17 protein-coding genes are annotated in these 16,813 nt (G+C 70.9%); 9 read left to right on the forward strand and 8 right to left on the reverse strand.

All coding sequences use genetic code 11. From position 1 onward, the window contains the following. The 3 genes from ABZS54_RS30575 to steA form a co-directional block, all read right to left on the reverse strand. Positions 1 to 622 (reverse strand): hypothetical protein (locus ABZS54_RS30575; RefSeq protein WP_355543218.1); only part of this gene is annotated, 622 nt, incomplete at its 3' end. Then, positions 619 to 1,776, reverse strand: a complete 1,158-nt coding sequence (locus ABZS54_RS30580; RefSeq protein ID WP_355543220.1) for a copper transporter — start codon at positions 1,774 to 1,776, stop codon at positions 619 to 621. The genes ABZS54_RS30580 and ABZS54_RS30575, both read right to left, overlap by 4 nt. Next, entirely contained in the window at positions 1,773 to 2,948 is a 1,176-nt protein-coding gene (gene steA, locus ABZS54_RS30585) for a putative cytokinetic ring protein SteA (RefSeq protein ID WP_355543223.1), read from the reverse strand. Before steA ends, ABZS54_RS30580 begins: the two co-directional genes overlap by 4 nt. 486 nt (positions 2,949 to 3,434) lie before the next feature. On the opposite strand from steA, the gene ABZS54_RS30590 reads away from it, so the two are divergent. The 3 genes from ABZS54_RS30590 to ABZS54_RS30600 are packed head-to-tail and all read left to right on the forward strand — an operon-like array spanning position 3,435 to position 6,291. Continuing rightward, positions 3,435 to 4,376: a hypothetical protein gene (locus ABZS54_RS30590; RefSeq protein WP_355543226.1), complete on the forward strand. Its 942-nt coding sequence runs from the start codon at positions 3,435 to 3,437 to the stop codon at positions 4,374 to 4,376. A gap of 59 nt (positions 4,377 to 4,435) precedes the next feature. Beyond that, positions 4,436 to 5,611 (forward strand): histidine kinase, encoded by a 1,176-nt coding sequence (locus ABZS54_RS30595; RefSeq protein ID WP_355543229.1) that lies wholly within the window; start codon positions 4,436 to 4,438, stop codon positions 5,609 to 5,611. Next, positions 5,608 to 6,291: a response regulator transcription factor gene (locus tag ABZS54_RS30600; RefSeq protein WP_355543232.1), complete on the forward strand. Its 684-nt coding sequence runs from the start codon at positions 5,608 to 5,610 to the stop codon at positions 6,289 to 6,291. The genes ABZS54_RS30595 and ABZS54_RS30600 overlap by 4 nt, the downstream gene beginning before the upstream one ends. A 153-nt stretch (positions 6,292 to 6,444) precedes the next feature. On the opposite strand, the gene ABZS54_RS30605 is transcribed toward ABZS54_RS30600, so the two are convergent. Then, on the reverse strand, positions 6,445 to 6,867 hold the full coding sequence (locus ABZS54_RS30605; RefSeq protein WP_355543235.1) for a hypothetical protein: 423 nt from the start codon (positions 6,865 to 6,867) through the stop codon (positions 6,445 to 6,447). A gap of 43 nt (positions 6,868 to 6,910) precedes the next feature. After that, positions 6,911 to 7,645, reverse strand: a complete 735-nt coding sequence (locus ABZS54_RS30610) for a hypothetical protein (RefSeq protein ID WP_355543238.1) — start codon at positions 7,643 to 7,645, stop codon at positions 6,911 to 6,913. A gap of 214 nt (positions 7,646 to 7,859) precedes the next feature. On the opposite strand from ABZS54_RS30610, the gene ABZS54_RS30615 reads away from it, so the two are divergent. From ABZS54_RS30615 to ABZS54_RS30625, 3 genes are all read left to right on the forward strand, one after another. Continuing rightward, complete coding sequence (locus ABZS54_RS30615; protein WP_355543241.1) at positions 7,860 to 8,594, forward strand: Crp/Fnr family transcriptional regulator; 735 nt, start codon at positions 7,860 to 7,862, stop codon at positions 8,592 to 8,594. A 298-nt stretch (positions 8,595 to 8,892) separates the two neighbouring features. Then, positions 8,893 to 11,433, forward strand: a complete 2,541-nt coding sequence (locus ABZS54_RS30620; protein ID WP_355543244.1) for an AAA family ATPase — start codon at positions 8,893 to 8,895, stop codon at positions 11,431 to 11,433. A 29-nt stretch (positions 11,434 to 11,462) separates the two neighbouring features. Then, on the forward strand, positions 11,463 to 11,717 hold the full coding sequence (locus ABZS54_RS30625; RefSeq protein ID WP_355543247.1) for a hypothetical protein: 255 nt from the start codon (positions 11,463 to 11,465) through the stop codon (positions 11,715 to 11,717). Positions 11,718 to 12,070: 353 nt separating this feature from the next. On the opposite strand, the gene ABZS54_RS30630 is transcribed toward ABZS54_RS30625, so the two are convergent. Both ABZS54_RS30630 and ABZS54_RS30635 read right to left on the reverse strand, forming a co-directional pair. Further along, positions 12,071 to 12,457: a TIGR03618 family F420-dependent PPOX class oxidoreductase gene (locus ABZS54_RS30630; RefSeq protein WP_355543250.1), complete on the reverse strand. Its 387-nt coding sequence runs from the start codon at positions 12,455 to 12,457 to the stop codon at positions 12,071 to 12,073. Continuing rightward, positions 12,454 to 13,158, reverse strand: a complete 705-nt coding sequence (locus tag ABZS54_RS30635; RefSeq protein ID WP_355543253.1) for an NAD(P)H-binding protein — start codon at positions 13,156 to 13,158, stop codon at positions 12,454 to 12,456. Before ABZS54_RS30635 ends, ABZS54_RS30630 begins: the two co-directional genes overlap by 4 nt. 87 nt (positions 13,159 to 13,245) lie before the next feature. Here ABZS54_RS30635 and ABZS54_RS30640 point away from each other — a divergent pair, with 87 nt between their 5' ends. The 3 genes from ABZS54_RS30640 (at position 13,246) to ABZS54_RS30650 (ending at position 15,723) form a co-directional block, all read left to right on the forward strand. Further along, positions 13,246 to 13,848 (forward strand): TetR family transcriptional regulator, encoded by a 603-nt coding sequence (locus ABZS54_RS30640; protein ID WP_355543256.1) that lies wholly within the window; start codon positions 13,246 to 13,248, stop codon positions 13,846 to 13,848. Positions 13,849 to 13,955: 107 nt separating this feature from the next. Continuing rightward, a complete protein-coding gene (locus ABZS54_RS30645; RefSeq protein ID WP_355543259.1) occupies positions 13,956 to 14,702 on the forward strand; it encodes a class I SAM-dependent methyltransferase in 747 nt (248 codons plus the stop codon). A 226-nt stretch (positions 14,703 to 14,928) separates the two neighbouring features. Continuing rightward, on the forward strand, positions 14,929 to 15,723 hold the full coding sequence (locus ABZS54_RS30650) for a metal-dependent hydrolase (protein WP_026219265.1): 795 nt from the start codon (positions 14,929 to 14,931) through the stop codon (positions 15,721 to 15,723). Positions 15,724 to 15,976: 253 nt separating this feature from the next. On the opposite strand, the gene ABZS54_RS30655 is transcribed toward ABZS54_RS30650, so the two are convergent. Beyond that, a complete protein-coding gene (locus ABZS54_RS30655; protein ID WP_355543262.1) occupies positions 15,977 to 16,375 on the reverse strand; it encodes a hypothetical protein in 399 nt (132 codons plus the stop codon). Positions 16,376 to 16,813: the final 438 nt, after the last annotated feature.

The raw sequence follows: 16,813 nt of genomic DNA on the forward strand, positions 1-16,813 counted from the left end.
CCGCGAGGGCCGCCGCCGGTCCGCCCCGGAGCACACGCGGCGCGCCCGCGATCAGGACCGCCTTGGCCGCGCGGCCCGGCCGCAGGTCGAACAGGTTGATCAGGTTGGCCGTACCCGCGACCACCACGCCCGCGAGCAGCTTGTCCACCAACCGTCGCTGCACGAGCGCGCCCGCCGCGAGGCCGGCCGCGCCGAGTCCGACGATCTTGACGCCGCCGCTGGTCAGTTCGCCCTTGGCGAGCGCGCCGAGGTGGCCCTTGAAGCCGCGCCGATCACTCGACCCGGCCATGTCGTCGTACGTCCCGAACCCGGCTCCCGCGACCGCCGCCAGTACACCGGCCGCACGCCACCGACCGGGCACCCCCGGAGCACACGCGGCGGCGACGGCCGTGCCTACCGCCGCGGCGGGCCCTTCGAGCAGGGTCAGCACCTCGCCGCGGTGGTTGCGCCGCTCCCACAGCGCGGCCTCGCCCGGCGGCCGGCGGGTCAGCGTGGCGTACGCGGCCCGGGCCGCACCGGTCGCGGCCAGCGCGGTCACCAGGCGACCCGGCCGGCCTCGGCGGGCCGCGACCGGGGCCCCGACACGATCCGCGACACGAGCGGGGGCAGCGGCCTTCGTCACGACGTCTCCTTCTTCGGCAGCTCCGGCAACGGACCGTCGGTGGTGCCCGTCGTACCGTATTGACCGGAAGTGCCCTGCTTGTCCTCGACCACCAGGGACCACACGACCGCGACCTGACCCACGGGCGTGTCGGCGGTGTCCACGGTGGAAACGGCCTTGGCGGTTTGATCGTTACGGCGCAGCGCCCAGATCACGCCGTTCTCCTGTGCGGCGGACGCGGTACCGGCCATGACCGTACCGTCGTCGCCGGTGTCCAGGGCGCGTGCGAGCGAAAGATGGATGTTGTTGATCCGGCCCGGGTCGTCCCCGCCGGTGGCCCCGGACGGCGCGACGATCACGACCAGGTCGGCGCCGGTGGCGGGGTTGTCCTTGACGTCGACGAAGCCGGCCTCCTTGAGCTTGGTCAACGTCTCGGTCGCGGCCTGCGTGTTGTGCGTCGCGGGCGTGGTGGTGCCGTTGTTCTGGTTGGTGTTCTGGCCCGGGTTGCCCTGGCCGGGAGTGCCCTGGCCCGGCGTCTGGCCGCTCGGCGGCGCGGACGTGGTTCCGGCGCCGGTCGGCGGCGCGCCCGACGCGGACGCGCCGGGGGGCGTCGAGCCGGGGGGCGTCGAGCCGCCGGGCAACTGGGTCGAGGTTCCGCCGGGCGTACCGGTCTGCACCGGTGGCAGCGTCTCGGTGATCGCGCCCGCGAGCACCCGTGCCGCCCGCTCGGTCGCCGACCCGGTCGGGAAGGCGGCGGCGTTGGCGCCGAGCGCGGTGACCAGTTCGGCCTCGCGCTTGGGGTCGGTCCAGGCGCCCTTGATCCCCACCTGGCCGGTGACCGTCGCGGAGGCGCCGTCGAGCAGCTTGACCATACTGTCGGTCAGCTTGGTGTCCGCGCCGGGCAGCGCCACCACGACCGCCTTGTGGCCGGCGAGCTTGCCCCTGACCAGCTCGGGCCCGACGGTGTTCATGATGCCGTTCAGGTACCTCGTACCGGCGTTCGCCCGGTCGAGTTCGCGACGCAGCCCTTCGTTGTTCCGGGCCAGGTCCTGGACCTGCGTGTCGAGCCCGGTGACGGCCGCCTCCTTGAGGAAGGAAGCGCCGAGTACGAGCCCGACCGACAGGGCCAGGAAGACCGCGATGATGGAGACGACGTGATATCTGAAGTCGATCAACTGAACAGTCCCTGGAGCCAGTAGACGAAGGCGTCCCACTGTGCCCCGAACACGTGGAAATACGCGCGCCCGAGCGGGGTGACCCGCACGGTGACCGCGATGGTGATCAGCGCGGCGAGGCACAACATGAGCAGCGATGTCGTGGAGATGCGGCTGCGGTACAGACGGCTGACGCCCTTGGCGTCCACAAGCTTGCCGCCCACCCGCAGCCGCGTGAGGAAGGTGCTCGCCATGCCGGCCCGGCCCTTGTCCAGGAACTCGACGAGCGTGAGGTGCGTACCGACCGCGACGATCAGGCTCGCGCCGCCGTCGTCGGCGAGCAACATCGCGATGTCCTCGCTGGTCCCGGTGGCGGGGAAGGCGATCCCGTCCACACCGAGTTCCTCGAGGCGTTCCATCCCGGGGGCGCGCCCGTCGCGGTACGCGTGCACGATGATCTCCGCGCCGCAGCGCAGCGCCTGGTCGGACACCGAGTCCATGTCGCCGACGATCATGTCGGGCTTGTAGCCGGCCTCCAGCAGCGCGTCGGCACCGCCGTCCACGCCGATCATCACCGGGCGATACTCGCGGATGTACGGCCGCAGCGCGGCGATGTCCTCGCGGTAGTGGTATCCGCGGACCACGATGAGCACCTGGCGGCCGTCGATCCGGGTCCGGATCTCGGGGACGCCGACGCCGTCGAGGAGCAGTTCGCGCTCCTCGCGGATGTACTTGAGGGTGTTCTCGGCGAACGCCTCGATCTGCTCGGACAGCCCGGCCCGGGCCTTCTCCATCGCGGCCGCGACCGATTCCGCGTCGAGCAGGGTGCCGACGGCGATCGGGTCGTCGCCGCGGTAGAGAACGTTGTCCTCGACCCGGACCAGCTCACCCTCGCGGATCCGGTCGAGCACACTCCCGCCGACGTCGTCCAGGAGCGGTACGCCGGCCTCCACGAGCAGCTGCGGCCCGATATTGGGGTAGCGCCCGCTGATGCTCTCGGCGGCGTTGACGACGGCGACCGGCCGACACTTGACGAGCGCCTCGGCGGCGACCCGGTCGAGGTCGCCGTGATTGATGATGGCGACGTCCCCGGGCCGGAGCCGCTTGGTGAGGTCCTTGGTACGCCGATCGACCCGGGCAAACGAACCGGTGACCTCGGTATGCCGTCGACGACGAAGCGCGGGAATCCTCACCGGCGCAATCCTGCCATGCACTGTATTTTCCAGCGGCCTCCGGCCGCTCCGGGAAACGGCCCTTGGGGCCGGTACGGCGGCTCCACCGCTCTTCTCGCAAGCTCGTCGATCACGGGTCGACAATCAAGTCGTGGGCGCTGACGCGCCCGAAGGGCGCCGAATTCGCGGCAGCCCGGAGACACGAGTGGATCGAGGTCGCGATGGCGACCCGGGCAAGGTGACCTGCGTCACGGGCCTGGACGAGAGTGAAACCGAAGCGCGGCTGTTACACGAGGACGGCTCGGTTGGGCGGCTTCGCCGCCGGCTCGCGAGGCACCACTTTTCTGCTCCCCCGCGTCGATCACTTCGGTGGAGCCGGGTCGGGGGCGCTGACGCGCCAAGACGCAGCCAAGGCCCAGGGGGCTGATCCCTCCCACCGCCCACCGACGGCCGGCGTGGTTGGCGGTGCTCGCGTGTTCGCCGTACTTGTTGTTGAAGCTGCTCTGGGTGGTCGACATCGACGTGGGTGTGGTGCATCCCGACGAGTTGAATCGCGCGCAGTGGGTGACCGCGAACGCGCTCACGTTCGGGATGGACGCGATCGCGGCGCTGATCGCGTACACCCTCAGTCGGCCGCGCGAGACCAGGATCCGGTCCTGGTCGATCACATTGCCACTGTGGGTCGCTTCCGGGTTGCTCGTGGTGATCATGTCGGCCGTTCCGCTCAGCCTGCCGGCCGCGGCGGTCGGGAGTACCGGCAACCCGTTCGCGGGCGACGACTTTCTGCGGCCCTGGGTGTACGCGATCGTCTACGGCGGCTTCATCGTGGAAGGCGCGGTGTTGTTGGGGGCTTACGGGCTGTACGTCCACGAGCGTTGGAGTGCCCTGTTGCGGATCCGGGTTCGGGCGCTGCCGGATCCGGCCGGTACGCGCGACGCGCAGCGGTTTCTCGGTACGGTCGCCGCCGCGCTCCTCGGCGTCGCCGGGGTGCTGCGGGTGACGTGGGCGCTGGGTTCGGACCTCGGGATGAGCGGACGGTGGGTCGCCGACCGCAACGCGACCGGGCGATGCATGGACGACGTACCGGGTGGGCTCGCCCTGCTCGGCGCGGTGGGCCTGGTCGTGCCGGCGTACCGGATCGGTGGCGCGCGGGTTCGGGGTCCGTTGGCGATGGCCTGGTTCGGAGCCGGCAGCGCATTCGGGTGGGGCGGCTGGATGGGGCTGATCAGTGCCGGAGCCGCGCCCGAGAGCACGTTGGCGGAGCGGACCTCCGCACTGCTCCACCTTGTCTACACTGCCGAAATGATCACCGGCGTATTGGCTTTGACCATCGGCTGGTTCTTCCTGAGCGAATACGCCCGGCACACCGCCATCGTCGCGTGTCGCGCCCCGACGCAGCTACAGCCGTCCGGTGGGAACGGGTGTCGGAGCCGGTTGTCGGCCGGATGATCGGGGGGCTCGGAAAGCAGTTGCTCGGGCGGCGGGCTCGGTTGCGGTGGGTGCATCTGGTGCTGGGGGGCGCTCTGTTGATGCCCTTTCATCTGGCCGCGCTCACCGTGCTGTCGATCACCGGGCTGCTTCGGGGCACGCCGGCGGAGCCGCTCACCTCGCAGTTCGTCGCCTTGGCGTTGGCGCTGCCGTTCGTGGCCGTGGCCGGCCTGGTCCCGCTCGTCCGCACCCTGGAGGCAAGCGCCGCACGGGTGCTGTGCGCCCCGGACGGTGAGGTCCTCAGCGCCCCGGCGACCAGTGCGGCGGCACGGCGGCGGGCCTCCGCGTGGTTCACGTCGCATGCGTTCCTGGGCGGTGTGGTCGCCGGCGTCTCGCTCGCCGCGCCGCCCGGAGGTGTGGTGTTGCTGGTGCTGCCGTTGGCCCCGGCCCTCGCCGAGGTCTTCCCGTGGGCCGAACCGGCGAATGCGCTCCCGGCCGCCTGGACGCCGGTCGGCCTGGCGCTGCTGCTGCTTCCGCTGCCCGTATCGGCCGTCGCCGGCTCCTGGCTGGCCCGGCTCGCCCCGACCCTGCTCGGCCCGACCCCCGCGGACCGCCTCGCGCTCGCCGAACAACGCGCCGAACGCCTGGCCGAACGCGCCCGCATCGCCCGCGACCTGCACGACTCGGTCGGCCACGCACTCAGCGCGGTCGGCATCCAGGCGGCTGCCGCAGGTCGGCTCCTGGAGCACGATCCGGCCTTCGCCGCCCGGGCGTTGGCCGCGATCGAGGACACCGCCCGCGACGCGGTGGCCGAACTCGACCACGCGTTGGGCCTGTTGCGTGAGGAATCCGACGCCGCCGCCGCCCCGACGCCCTCCCTGGCCGACCTGACCGACCTGGTCGCGCGTACTCGGGCGGCGGGAGCCGACGTCGAGCTCGACCTGACGGGCGCGGTGTCCGCCGTACCCAAGCCGGTCTCCCGCGAGGCGTACCGGATCGTCCAAGAGGGCCTGGGCAACGTACTGCGGCACGCCGGCGAGGTCCCGGTCCGCCTCCGAATCGCGGTGATCGACGGGCAGTTGGCGATCGAACTGGCCAACCCGACGACCGCGGCGCGCGCCACCCGAGGCGGCGGAGGACACGGCCTGCGCGGCGCCGCCGAGCGGATCGCCGTATTGCGCGGCACCTTCACCGCAGGCCCCCGCGACGGCTGGTGGCACCTGAGCGCCCAGATCCCTTTGGAAGGACATCCGTGAACGACCCCGTACGCGTCCTGATCGCCGACGACGAGAGCCTGGTCCGCGCCGGCCTGTACGCGATCGTCGCCGCCGAACCCGACCTGGCGGTGGTCGGCGAGGCCGCCACCGGCGCGGCGGCGGTCGCGGGCGCACTCGAACTACGCCCCGACCTGATCCTGATGGACGTCCGCATGCCCGATCTGAACGGCATCGAAGCCACCGCCCGGATCCTGCACCAAGCCCCGAGCCCGCAGCCGAGAGTGCTGGTCGTAACCACCTTCGAAAACGACGAATACGTCTACGACGCCCTACGCGCCGGCGCCCACGGCTTTCTCCTGAAGCGGGCGAGGGCGGACGAAATGGTGCACGCGATCCGCACCGTGGCCCGCGGCGATTCGCTCCTCTTCCCGTCCGCCATCCGCGACTTGGCGCTCAGCCGTGCGTCGACCCGGACCGCGAACGCCGAGCTGCAAACCCGCCTCGCCCGCCTCACCGCCCGCGAGCGGGAGGTGTTGCGGCTGATCACCTGCGGCCTGTCCAACACCGAGATAGCCGACCGAACCGGTCTGGGTCCGGAGACGGTCAAGACGCATGTGGCCCGCGTACTGGGCAAGTTGGGCGTACGCGACCGAACCCAGGCGGTAATCGCAGCATATGAGAGCGGCTTCGCCACGGCGGGCGGGACCGGGTTGCGATAGCCGTCGGGTCGGACGGCGAAGGCTCTCGTACGGACGGTAGGCCCAGGAGGACTCGGCGACCTCCCCGGCGGGGCATACCACCCCGTGCCAGGGACGGGCCCGCCGCCGGCGCCGAACGCCGAGGGTGTCCGGGGCGCGGCCCCCGAAGACTGCTCACGGCCTGGTTCCGGGCGTGCGCAGATCGCCGTGCTGGACGGCGAAGATGGTGGCGAAGTCGGTGGCGGTGTTGGTCTGTTCGAGGACGAATGCCCGGCGGTCGACCGGAAGCGCGCCGCCGACCTCGTGGGTCAGCCGGGCGAGCTCCTCACGGCCGGAGGGGTCCCTGCGGAGCAACTCGGCCAGTTCCTGGGCCCAGAAGTCGAACAGCGCTCGCCGGACGTCGTCGGGAACCGTGGCGGTCCGCACCAAGGCCGCGTTGGCATCGAGTTGCGCCTCGACCGCGTCTCGGCGCCTGCGGTCGACCCGGCCGAAAAGCCCGAGGACGGCGTCCCTCGTGCCCTGCCACAGATCCGTGGCCATCGCCGCGACCACCACCGCGGCGCCCGCCTCCGCCAGCACGGTCAACTCCGCTGTCATGGACTCTCCATACCTTTCTCCTTCGGGGTCCTGCCAGGGTTCTTCACCGGTTTCCGGGAAGGGGCAGGTTGATGTTCTGGGTGCCGTGCTGCATCGCGTTGATCACGCCGTGTCCGGACGCGTTGTTGACCATCTTCGAGCGGCCTGCGGCCGGTTCCCGGGCCGCGTCGGCGGGAACGCTTTCCGGTGGCGGCGCCGCGTACCCGGGCAGGTGAAGCCAGGCGTCCGCGCTGTATTCCTTCTCGGCGACGGTGACCTGGCGAAAGGCGTCCGGGTCGATTCCGGGATAGCCGTGCCGGACCGTCTCGTCGTGGAAGTGCCCGGAGACCACGAGCACGGCCGGCACCGTCTCCGGGGCCTCGGCCAGCGCGGCTCTGGCCACCGCCGCGTCGAGCAACCGGGCGAGTACTTCGAGCGGTTGGCCGGTGACCGGGCCGGCCGGGTCCAGGCGCACGTCGCCGGCGTGCAGTGCGATCCGAATCCGGATCCGGGTTGACGGCCCCGCCGTACGGTTGTGCGCCCGAAGGCGGACCGCAAGCTCATGGACCAGCGGGTGGATCAATCGGGTCTTGCGTACTCCGGCCGGCAACGTGACGCGGAAACCGTCGCCCAAGTCGTCGCACAGGCAGGCCTGCCAATCGATCCCGCTTTCCGCCACGGACTCGCGGAGCGTCGCCGCCAGCACCTCACGGACCCGATCGAGCGCGACGTTCCCCCGTCCCGCCGACCGCTCGACATCGACCGCCAGCACGACGCGGTACTGCAACTCGGCTTCCACACGGCCCTCCTGGGCTCGGCTTCCGTACGGATCTCCTGATCGCCGGGCCGCCGCCGTATCCCCCGGACGGCGGCGGCCCTTCGGCAAGTGTGGCCCGGGCAAGGCGCGGACATCCCGTCGAAATACCGGATTCGCACCCCGGATCCGCCGGTCGCGTCCCGCACACTGTTCCCGACGGTGAGAACACCTCGCGGGCGTGCGGGACGGGAGATCCATGGGTGACAGCGAGCCGGGTCGTGGCGCGGACGGGCAACCACCGCTCGGGGAACGGACCTGGCCCCGGTCGAGCCTGCTCGGCGGCCTTGCCGGGGCTGCGCGCGAACGGCTGCTCACCCTGGGCACGTGCGTGCGCTACGACGCCGACCGCGTACTCATCCGCGAGGGCGACCCGACGGATTTCGTGCTGCTCCTGCTCGACGGAGTGGTCAAGGCCACCGGACGCACCCACGACGGCCGGTCCGCCCTGCTGGCCGTCCGGTTGGGCGGCGACCTGGTCGGCGAATTCGCCGCCATGGACGGACAGCCCCGCTCGGCAACGGTCACCACGTGCGGGCCCATCGTCGCGCGCAGCGTCACCAACGGCGCCTTCCTCGACTGCATGCGGCGTGATCCCGGGATCGCACACGCCGTCAACGCGTCCGTCGTGACCAAACTCCGCGCCGCCAACAACCACCGCATCGACTTCACCGGTTGCGATGCCCCCACCCGGCTGGCCAGGGTGCTGTACCAGATCGCGATCACCCACGGCGAGCCTCTCGGCGCGGGCGCGGTCATCCGCTGGCCGATCACCCAGCCGGAACTGGCCACCCTGTCCGGCGCGGCCGAACCCACCGTGCACAAAGCGCTGCGCCGACTCCGGAAGACGGGCGTGGTCTCCACGGGCTACCGCACCATCAGGGTGGAGGACCTGGCCCTGTTGAGCGGCATCGCCTTCGGGCCGCCGCCGTGATCCCGGCCGTAGTGGGTCGGCTTCGGACGGCGCGAGGCGAGTGCCGGCGAGCCCTCGGACAGTGGTCGGTGCGCACGTGAGGCGTGATGGCGACGACATCCAGGTCCTGCGTCGCAACACGAACGTGCGCATCCGCACCAGCAGTCCGCAGCACGCAGCTCGTTTCCGGGAATCACTCGTCCGGGGAGAAACAGTCCTGTGACGGGATTGCCCTCCGGGACCGTGACTACCCTGACGCTCGAATCCGACGGACAGCCTGCCGGGTCACGCACTTGGCGATCGGAAGAACGGGGACGACATGACTGAGGCGAGCGAGGAACCTCCCCACGCAAACGTGTCGGACGGCGGCGCGGGCGACACGTACGCGATCGACATCGGTGGCAATGCGGCGGGGCCGGTGATCGCCGGCCACCACATCGTCGTGGTCGACGCGGAGCAGCACTCGACCGTGACGCTCATGGTCGAGGGGGAACGGCCACTGCCGGTACGCCGCGAATGGGTCGCCCTGCTCCCGCGCCGGCAGCGCGACCCGGTGGGTCGGGAGGCCGACGTCGCCCGGCTGGCACAGGCGGTCCGGGCCGGCGGTCTGGTGCAGTTATGGGGCCCACCCGGGGTAGGCAAGAGCACCCTGCTTCGGCACGCGGCGCGGATCCTGGAGCCGGGACCGGACGGAGTCGTCTTCCTGACCGCCGCCTACCGGGAGGTCGGGGATCTGGCCCAGGAGGTGTTCGAGGCCTGCTACGACGCCGTGAGATACGCCCCGACCAGCCCGGAGTTGCGGCGGCTGATGGCCACGGTGCGGGTGACGGTGTACATCGACGACGCCGACCTGACCGCCGAACAGCTGCGAAACCTCGCGGACGCGGCCCCGGAGGCCACCTTCGTCTTCGCCGGCCAGGACCGATCGCTCGTCGGCGACGGCACCGCGCTGGAGGTGAAGGGGCTGGATCGGGCGGCCGGGCGGGTGTTGCTGGCCAGGGAACTCGACGGCCCACTGCCGACCGGTGAGGGCTCCACCGCGGACGATCTGTGGCAGGCCGCGCGGGGGAGGCCGCGGCTCCTGCTCCGGGCGGCCGGGCTGGCCCGGCCCGACGCGTCGGGGAGGATGACGCTGCCCCGGCCAGGGGCGATCGCGGACCTGCTGCCGCTGCTGTTCGACCAACTCGACACGGCGGCGATGAGCGCTCTGCATCTGCTGGCGACCCTGGGCGATGCCGAGGTGGGCGCGACGCACATCGGCGCCCTGACGGACGTGCCGGACCCCGGCGCGCTGTGCGACCGACTGGCCGATCTGGGCCTGGTCGAAGCGACGGAGAACGGGTACCGCTGCGCGTCGGATGCCCTTCCGGCGCTGCGAGACCGGCATGCCAGGCCTTTCCCCGTCGACACGTTGTGCGAATACTTCGCCGGATGGGTGGCGCTTCCGAGCACGACGGCTGCTCAAGTCGCGTGCCACGGCCGGGCTTTGGAGGCGGTGGCCGAACTCGCCGAGTGGGCCGAGCGCCCGGAACTCGCGGTCCGGATCGCACGGGCCGCGTCGCCGGCACTGGCCCGCTCACTGCGGTTCGGCGTATGGGGCCGAGTGCTGAGCCACGGCTCGTCCGCCGCCGAGCACGCGAACGACGCGAACGCCAAGGCGTACTTCAAGCACGAGGAAGGCATCCGGGCGCTGTTGATCGGCCGCCGCGTCGCGTCCGCGGTCCTGCTGGCGGAAGCGGTGGTGCTGTGGCGGCAGTTGGGCGATGTCCACGGTGCCGATGCGGCGGCGCACGCCCAGCAGTACGTCCCTGCGGCCTCGCAAGCGGCTGCCGCCCCGCCGCCCGTCACGGACGGCGGCGCGACGGTGACGGGGGTGGACCCTTCGGTGGCACCCGCCGCCACGCACGGGAGCACGACGGCGGGGGTGGACCCCTCGGCCACATCATCCGCCGCGCAACACGGCCACACCGCGGCGGGAGCGCACACCACGACCGGGCAGTCCGCAGCACACGGCAGCGGAACGACGGCAGGAACCCATGGCACGGCGGCGCATGGGGCAACAGGCCCCGGCGCCACGGGCCACGGCAGCACCGCGCACGGCACCACGACGCACGGCGCCACCGCCCACGGAGCCCCGGCCCACACGACGACGGCCCATGCCTCCACGGCCCATGGCACGCATGCTCCGCTCGCTCACGGAGCCGGGACGCATGCCGGGTCCGGCGCCGCGCACACCACCGGAGTTGCGGGAGCCGGTGGTGCCCACGCCGGAGCCGCGGCCACTGTGGGAGCCGGGGCCGCCGCGAGCGCCTCGGGACTCACCCTGGCCCTCATCGCAGCGGCCGTTGTGGGGGCCGGGGTCATCGGGCGAGTCGCCTACGTCCAGCACGAGCGGTCGTCCCAGAGCCGGGACTCGACATCGGTCACCGCAGACAAGACGATTCCGACGCGGCCGGCCGGCCTCCCGGGCACCTGGAGCAACAGCCCAAGCGAAAAGCGGACTCCGACGTCGACGCCGACCGGTCTCGCCGGGACCTGGAGGGAGGGTCAAGGCAACACATTCTCCATCGCCGAGTCGGGGTACGGCGGCTACACCTTCCAGGCACGGAACCTGTGCGGGGACACCGAAAGCGTGCGCGTCACCGGATACGGCAGTAGTTACAGCGGTACACGGCCGCTCTACGACGTGACCGACAGCTCGTGCACGTCGGCCCTCGGGCGGGTCGACATCACCATCACCGTCAGCTCGAACGGGAGGAACGCCCAGTACACGTCGTCACTGCCGCCGGGCATCCAGGTGCAGGGCAGGCAGGTGACGTGCTACGGGTGCGGAACACAATCGTGGACCCGCGCGTCGTAGGCGCGCATCCCGAACGAGAAGGAGTCAGCATGGCCGGCACCTCAGGCGAGCGGTTCACGGTCCGGATCGGTGGCGACGCCTCCGGTCCCGTCGTGGTCGGTCACGACATCCGCGTGGAGGTCCACGAGGCCAAGCCCGGCACGCCGGCGGCCCAGGAGGACGAGGCCCCGGGCTCGACCCAGACCAACACCGCCGAGGACCACGCCACCATCAACTCGGTCATGCACGGCGAGCAGCACATCCACCACCACTACAACGATGCCGGCAACGGGCCCGGTCGGTGACCTGCGGCAGTCACGTCAAAACAACGGGTGGGCACCCGGCCATCGAGCTTGTCGGCGTCGGCGCGACCCGCCCGCGATCCGGATCCCCCGTTCACGAGGAGCGATACAGGTGCCACGGAGCGCGTCGGGCCGCTCCCGTCGGCCCGATTCCGAACCGAGCCCGATCCGGTCCGGCCGACGCGTCGGCCCTCGACGAACCCGGGCACCGATCGTGAACGTCGGTACATCCGAGGCTCGTTGCTCGGCGGCGGCAGGCGGAACCGCCGGCGGGAGCCGCGAATCGGATCGTGCTGTCTCCGTGCACGCAGAGATTCCTCGGACGACAGGTCCGGACCTGTCGTCCGGACGGTGGCTCAGTGGATCCCCAGGACCCGGTCCACGGCGATCTCGACGACCACCCGCCCCGGCGGGGCCGGCGGTGGCGAGCCGTAGCGGGCGAGGTACCGGCGGACGCCTTCGTGGACACGGTGCGGTTCGGCGGACAGTGTGGCGGTGCCCTCGAGGGTGATCCACCGAGGGCCCTCCGGTTGGCAGATCGCGGCCCGGCTGCCCGGGGTGGCGAGCAGGTTGTGTGCTTTGCGTGTCGTGTCGATCGTCAGGACGCGGGCCAGTCCCGCGTCGGCGTCCCAGGTGAAGCGGACGGTGACGACGTGCGGTGAGCCGTCGGGACGGACCGTGCTGAGCGTCCCGACGCTCGGCAGTGCCAGCAGGGCCTCGGCGGAGGGCGTCAACCGCTTCACTTGCCCGCCGCCTTCTCGGCCTTGGCCTGCCGCCAGATCAGCTTTGGGATGCTCATCTTGACGTCCCGGGTGGCGACTCCCATGGCTTTCCGGACGAACCGGGGCTCTTCCAGCTGGCTCAGCATGGCGGCGGCGAGGTCGGTCCGCGCGGTGTAGAGCCCGTCGACGCTGTCCTCGCCGAGCTCGTAGTCCGTCACTTCCTCGTGTTCGAACAACCCACCCGGCCGGACGACGGTCCAGTCCAGGCCGCTCTCCCCCATGAGTGCTTCCATGCGGCGCATGTCGTCGTGCGCGGTCTTCGCCACCTTGCGGTTCACCAGGGGGTCCATGACGAGGTTGAAGAAGTGCTCGCCGGAGGGCCGCCAGTTCGGGTCCGCCACGCTGGAGCTGACTGCCATGAGGCGCTTGACGCCGTGCTGTTCCATTCCTGCGAGGATGTTGCGCACTCCGTCCGAGTAGACGGTGACTCTCTCCCGGGTCGGCGGCACGCCCACGGTAGAAACGACCGCGCCGCTGCCCGCGACCGCCGCCGCGACGGCGGCCGCGTCGGCCACGTCCACAGCGGCGACGGTGAGCCCGGCGCGGAGGGGCAGGGCGTCCACGCGGCGGGAGACCGCGGTGACCTGGTGGCCGGCGGCGAGGGCCTGTTCGGTGAGTCGGCGGCCGGTCGGTCCGGTGGCTCCGAAGACGGTGATGCGCATGAGTTCGCTCCTTGTTCCTGCCCCGGACGCTCGGCGGGGCTCGACAACGAGGACTCTGTCGATGCGAGCGCGTGGTATTCAAAGACGATGAATAAAACCCGGGGTCGTCCGCGGGGCAACCCGCCGACCAGAGCACTCATCGCCGAAGCCGCCCGCGGCCTGTTCCTCGAACACGGATACCGCCGCACGACGCTGCGGGCCATCGCCGCCGCGGCGGGCGTGGACCAGGCGCTGATCAAGTACCACTTCGGGTCGAAGCAGCAGCTGTTCGGCGAGGTCACAGAGCTGCAGTGCGCCCAGTCACTCGGACTTGCCCAGGCGCTGCAGGGCGACCCCGCCGGCGTCGCCGACCGGATCCTGCAGGCCGTCACGGACTTGTGGGACGCGACAGTGGTCAACCGCGCAGCGCTACAGGACGAGGACGTCATGGGCGTGCTGCGGGAGTACCTCGACGGGGAGGTGTTGCCGCAGATTGCTGAATATCTCGGCGGTACGGACGCGACCGAGCGGGCGACCGCCGTGGTCACCGTGATCGGCGGACTGATCTTCACGCGGTACCTGCAACCGCTGCCCACGTCCACGCGCCTCTCGGCAGCCGAGGTGCGCCGGATCCTGACCCCGACACTCCGCGCGGCACTTCAGGGCAGCAGCCGACCGCGGACCGGAGCGCGCCGGATCATCGCGGCCTGAATCCGCTGCGCGCCGACGGCTGAAGCACCCCGCCCGCCCCACGGCCCCGCACTCGGCGCAACAGGCCACGGTCGTCGGGAAACCGGCGAAAAGATGGAGGAACGCTCATGGAGCCGGCCGATTTCTACACCGGAATCGTCGCAGAGTCCTATGCCCCTTTGAAATCCTTCTCTCCGGACCCCGAGACCTATGCGGCCCTTGTCCACGAAACAGGCCCTCCCGCCCTGGAGTTGGGCTGCGGAGACGGCGATCCGCTGCTCGCTCTGCGTCGACGCGGTCTGGACGTCGAAGGTGTCGACTCCTCAGCCGACATGTTGGCGCGCTGCCGGCGTCGGGCCGATGAGGCGGGTATTACCGTCACCCTCCACCATCAGCGGATGGAGGCGCTCGACCTGCCGCGCCGCTTCCGAGCAATCTTCCTGGCCGGGCCGACCTTCAACCTGCTTCCGGACGACAGCGCTGCCACCGCCGCGCTTCAAGGCATCCGCCGCCACCTGGTCGACGGCGGTTCCGCCTTGATCCCGCTGCACATCCCCTCCCCCGGCCTCACCGATCGGATCGGCGAAGTGCGTACCGCCATAGCCGACGACGGCGCAGAGTTGCGGTTCTCCCTGGTGTCCGAAGAACGTAACGAAACCCTGCGCACCCAGACGTCCTTGCTGCGCTACGAACGCCACACGCAAGACGCGAGCACCGTCGTGGAGCGCCCATGGCTGCTGCACTGGTACACCCCATCCGGATTCGAGGCGCTCGCCGCAGCGGCCGGGCTGACCACGGTGTCCGTCACGGACGCGGACGGCAACGCCGCCAAAAGCGACGCCGACTTCACGGTCTTCCGGCTCCAACGTCGATAACGAACAGCGCTCGCCGGACAACCGGATGAGGCTGACCGTATGCCGATGGTTGAGGTGTCGCCGCATCCTGGCACCGTCGTTGACGGCCGGCCACAGACTTCGCGGAACGGCCACCAAACACCGCACCTCCCCAAGGGCGTTCACGGCCGCCAAGATCAGCATCGCTAAACTGCGGCCACTGTGCGGGCTCGGGGTTCGCCCGGGTTCACCAGAGGAGCACGAGCACATGATGGGGCCGGCCCATTCCCTGTCCGGGGCATGCGCGTGGATGGCCGCAGGGGCCGCCGCCGATGCCTACGGTCGACCGATGCCCTGGCCCGTCCTGGTGGTCGGCGGGCTGATCTGTGCCGGCGCCGCCCTCGGTCCGGACCTGGACCACAAGGCCGCCACCGTCTCCCGCTCGTTCGGGCCGATATCCCTGATCCTCTGCGGCCTGGTCGACGCCCTCGCCACCGCCACCTACAAGGCCACCCGCAAGAAGGGCGACCCCCGTCGCAACGGCGGCCACCGCACCCTCACCCACACCTGGGTCTGGGCCCTGCTCGTCGGTGTGGGCGCGTCCGCGATCTGCGCCTACGGCGGTCGTTGGGGCGTACTGGGCGTCCTGTTCGTGCACATGGTGCTCGCCATCGAGGGCCTGTTGTGGCGCCAGGCCCGATTGCACAGCGACATCCTGGTCTGGCTGCTGGGCGGCACCAGCACCTGGATGCTCGTCGAGATCCTGAACCGCCCCGGCAACGGCTCGAATTGGTTCTTCACCGAGCCCGGCCAGGAGTACTGGTGGGTCGGCCTCCCGATCGCCCTCGGCGCCCTCACCCACTGCATCGGTGACGCGCTCACCATCTCCGGCTGCCCGATCCTGTGGCCCATACCGATCGGCCGCAAGCGCTGGTACCCCCTGGGCCCGCCGAAGTCCATGCGCTTCCGGGCCGGCGCCAAGGTCGAAGTCAAGGTCCTGATGCCACTCTTCATGGCCGCCGGCGGCCTGGGCGCCGTCGGCGCACTCGGCTACCTCGGCTGACCCCCGGAGAAGGTCGGACCCTACCGGCGGATGGTGACGCCAATCCTCCGAGAGCGGACTGAACACGAGCCCAGTCCGGTCTCCCGAACCGCATCACCCCGGGTCACAGGCCCGACGCCGGTTCCCGCTCCGATCCCGTCGCACGCTCCGCGCGGCCGACCGACACCGAAACCCAGGCTTCGCCGCACCCTGTCCGACCGGCGGCGCAACCTCCGAGCGTGCGAATCCGGTCGGATGGCCCCGGCCCCATCCATCAAGCAGCGTCGAGGGCTGCGGTGATCTTGCGGATCATGTCGGCCACGGCGGGGCCGGGTTCGCCCTTGTGGGTCCGGGCGGCGGCTTCGACGGCGACGACGACGGTGCTGCGGAAGTTGTCGGCCTCTGCCGGGTCCTGCTTCTTGAGCAGGCCCATGGCTGCCGTCAGGGCCGGCAGCACCTGGTCGGCGAGTACGGCCACGGACTTGCTGTTCAGATACATGCCCTTCGGCTTCTCGGCGAGCACGTGCCCGACCAGACCGGTCGCGGAGGCCAGGGCCATGGAGCCGTCGACGGCGGCCCTGTGGGCCTTGCCGGTGGCGGACATCAGCCAGACGGCGCCGTGCGCGGCGGTCTGCAGGGTGAGCTTGTCCTGGTCGGTAAGGGTGACGGACATGGTGGTGTGCTCCTTTGAATCTGTTTCGGTTGCCGATCTTTCTGGTGGCGGATCGGCTCCGTTTCCGTGACTCCATCTTGGCACACGTATGGCGCCATTGCGATCCATCATGGCGTCATATGTGCCGCCAAAGGCGCCGCAGTCTGACCACAGTCCCTAAAGCCGCAGGCCAGAAGCTGTTCTCCCGGGCGCCAACGCAGCCAAATTCTTTGCGGGCTCCATGGGTGGTCCGTGCTTCTCCAGGACACGACCCCCACGGCATCGTCTGATGCGCCGTCACATCGCCCTACCGGAGGTAGGGCCAACTCCTGCTCACGCAGCGCCCCTTGCCCAACCGGACATGAGAGCCTTGGCGTAACGATCAACACCCGGTCGCCGCCATCTCCGGCAGCGACCCGCGCTCCGGGGAGGCCTCATGATCGAGCTGCTCCACCGATG

The organism is Embleya sp. NPDC005575 (assembly GCF_040605455.1).
Taxonomy (GTDB): Bacteria; Actinomycetota; Actinomycetes; order Streptomycetales; family Streptomycetaceae; genus Embleya.

Bases quoted from the DNA above. Each gene is read 5' to 3' on its own strand.
- ABZS54_RS30605 (WP_355543235.1), bottom strand. From the start codon at position 6,867: ATGACAGCGGAGTTGACCGTGCTGGCGGAGGCGGGCGCCGCGGTGGTG.
- ABZS54_RS30615 (WP_355543241.1), top strand. From the start codon at position 7,860: ATGGGTGACAGCGAGCCGGGTCGTGGCGCGGACGGGCAACCACCGCTC.
- ABZS54_RS30620 (WP_355543244.1), top strand. From the start codon at position 8,893: ATGACTGAGGCGAGCGAGGAACCTCCCCACGCAAACGTGTCGGACGGC.
- ABZS54_RS30625 (WP_355543247.1), top strand. From the start codon at position 11,463: ATGGCCGGCACCTCAGGCGAGCGGTTCACGGTCCGGATCGGTGGCGAC.
- ABZS54_RS30635 (WP_355543253.1), bottom strand. From the start codon at position 13,158: ATGCGCATCACCGTCTTCGGAGCCACCGGACCGACCGGCCGCCGACTC.
- ABZS54_RS30640 (WP_355543256.1), top strand. From the start codon at position 13,246: ATGAATAAAACCCGGGGTCGTCCGCGGGGCAACCCGCCGACCAGAGCA.
- ABZS54_RS30645 (WP_355543259.1), top strand. From the start codon at position 13,956: ATGGAGCCGGCCGATTTCTACACCGGAATCGTCGCAGAGTCCTATGCC.
- ABZS54_RS30650 (WP_026219265.1), top strand. From the start codon at position 14,929: ATGATGGGGCCGGCCCATTCCCTGTCCGGGGCATGCGCGTGGATGGCC.
- ABZS54_RS30655 (WP_355543262.1), bottom strand. From the start codon at position 16,375: ATGTCCGTCACCCTTACCGACCAGGACAAGCTCACCCTGCAGACCGCC.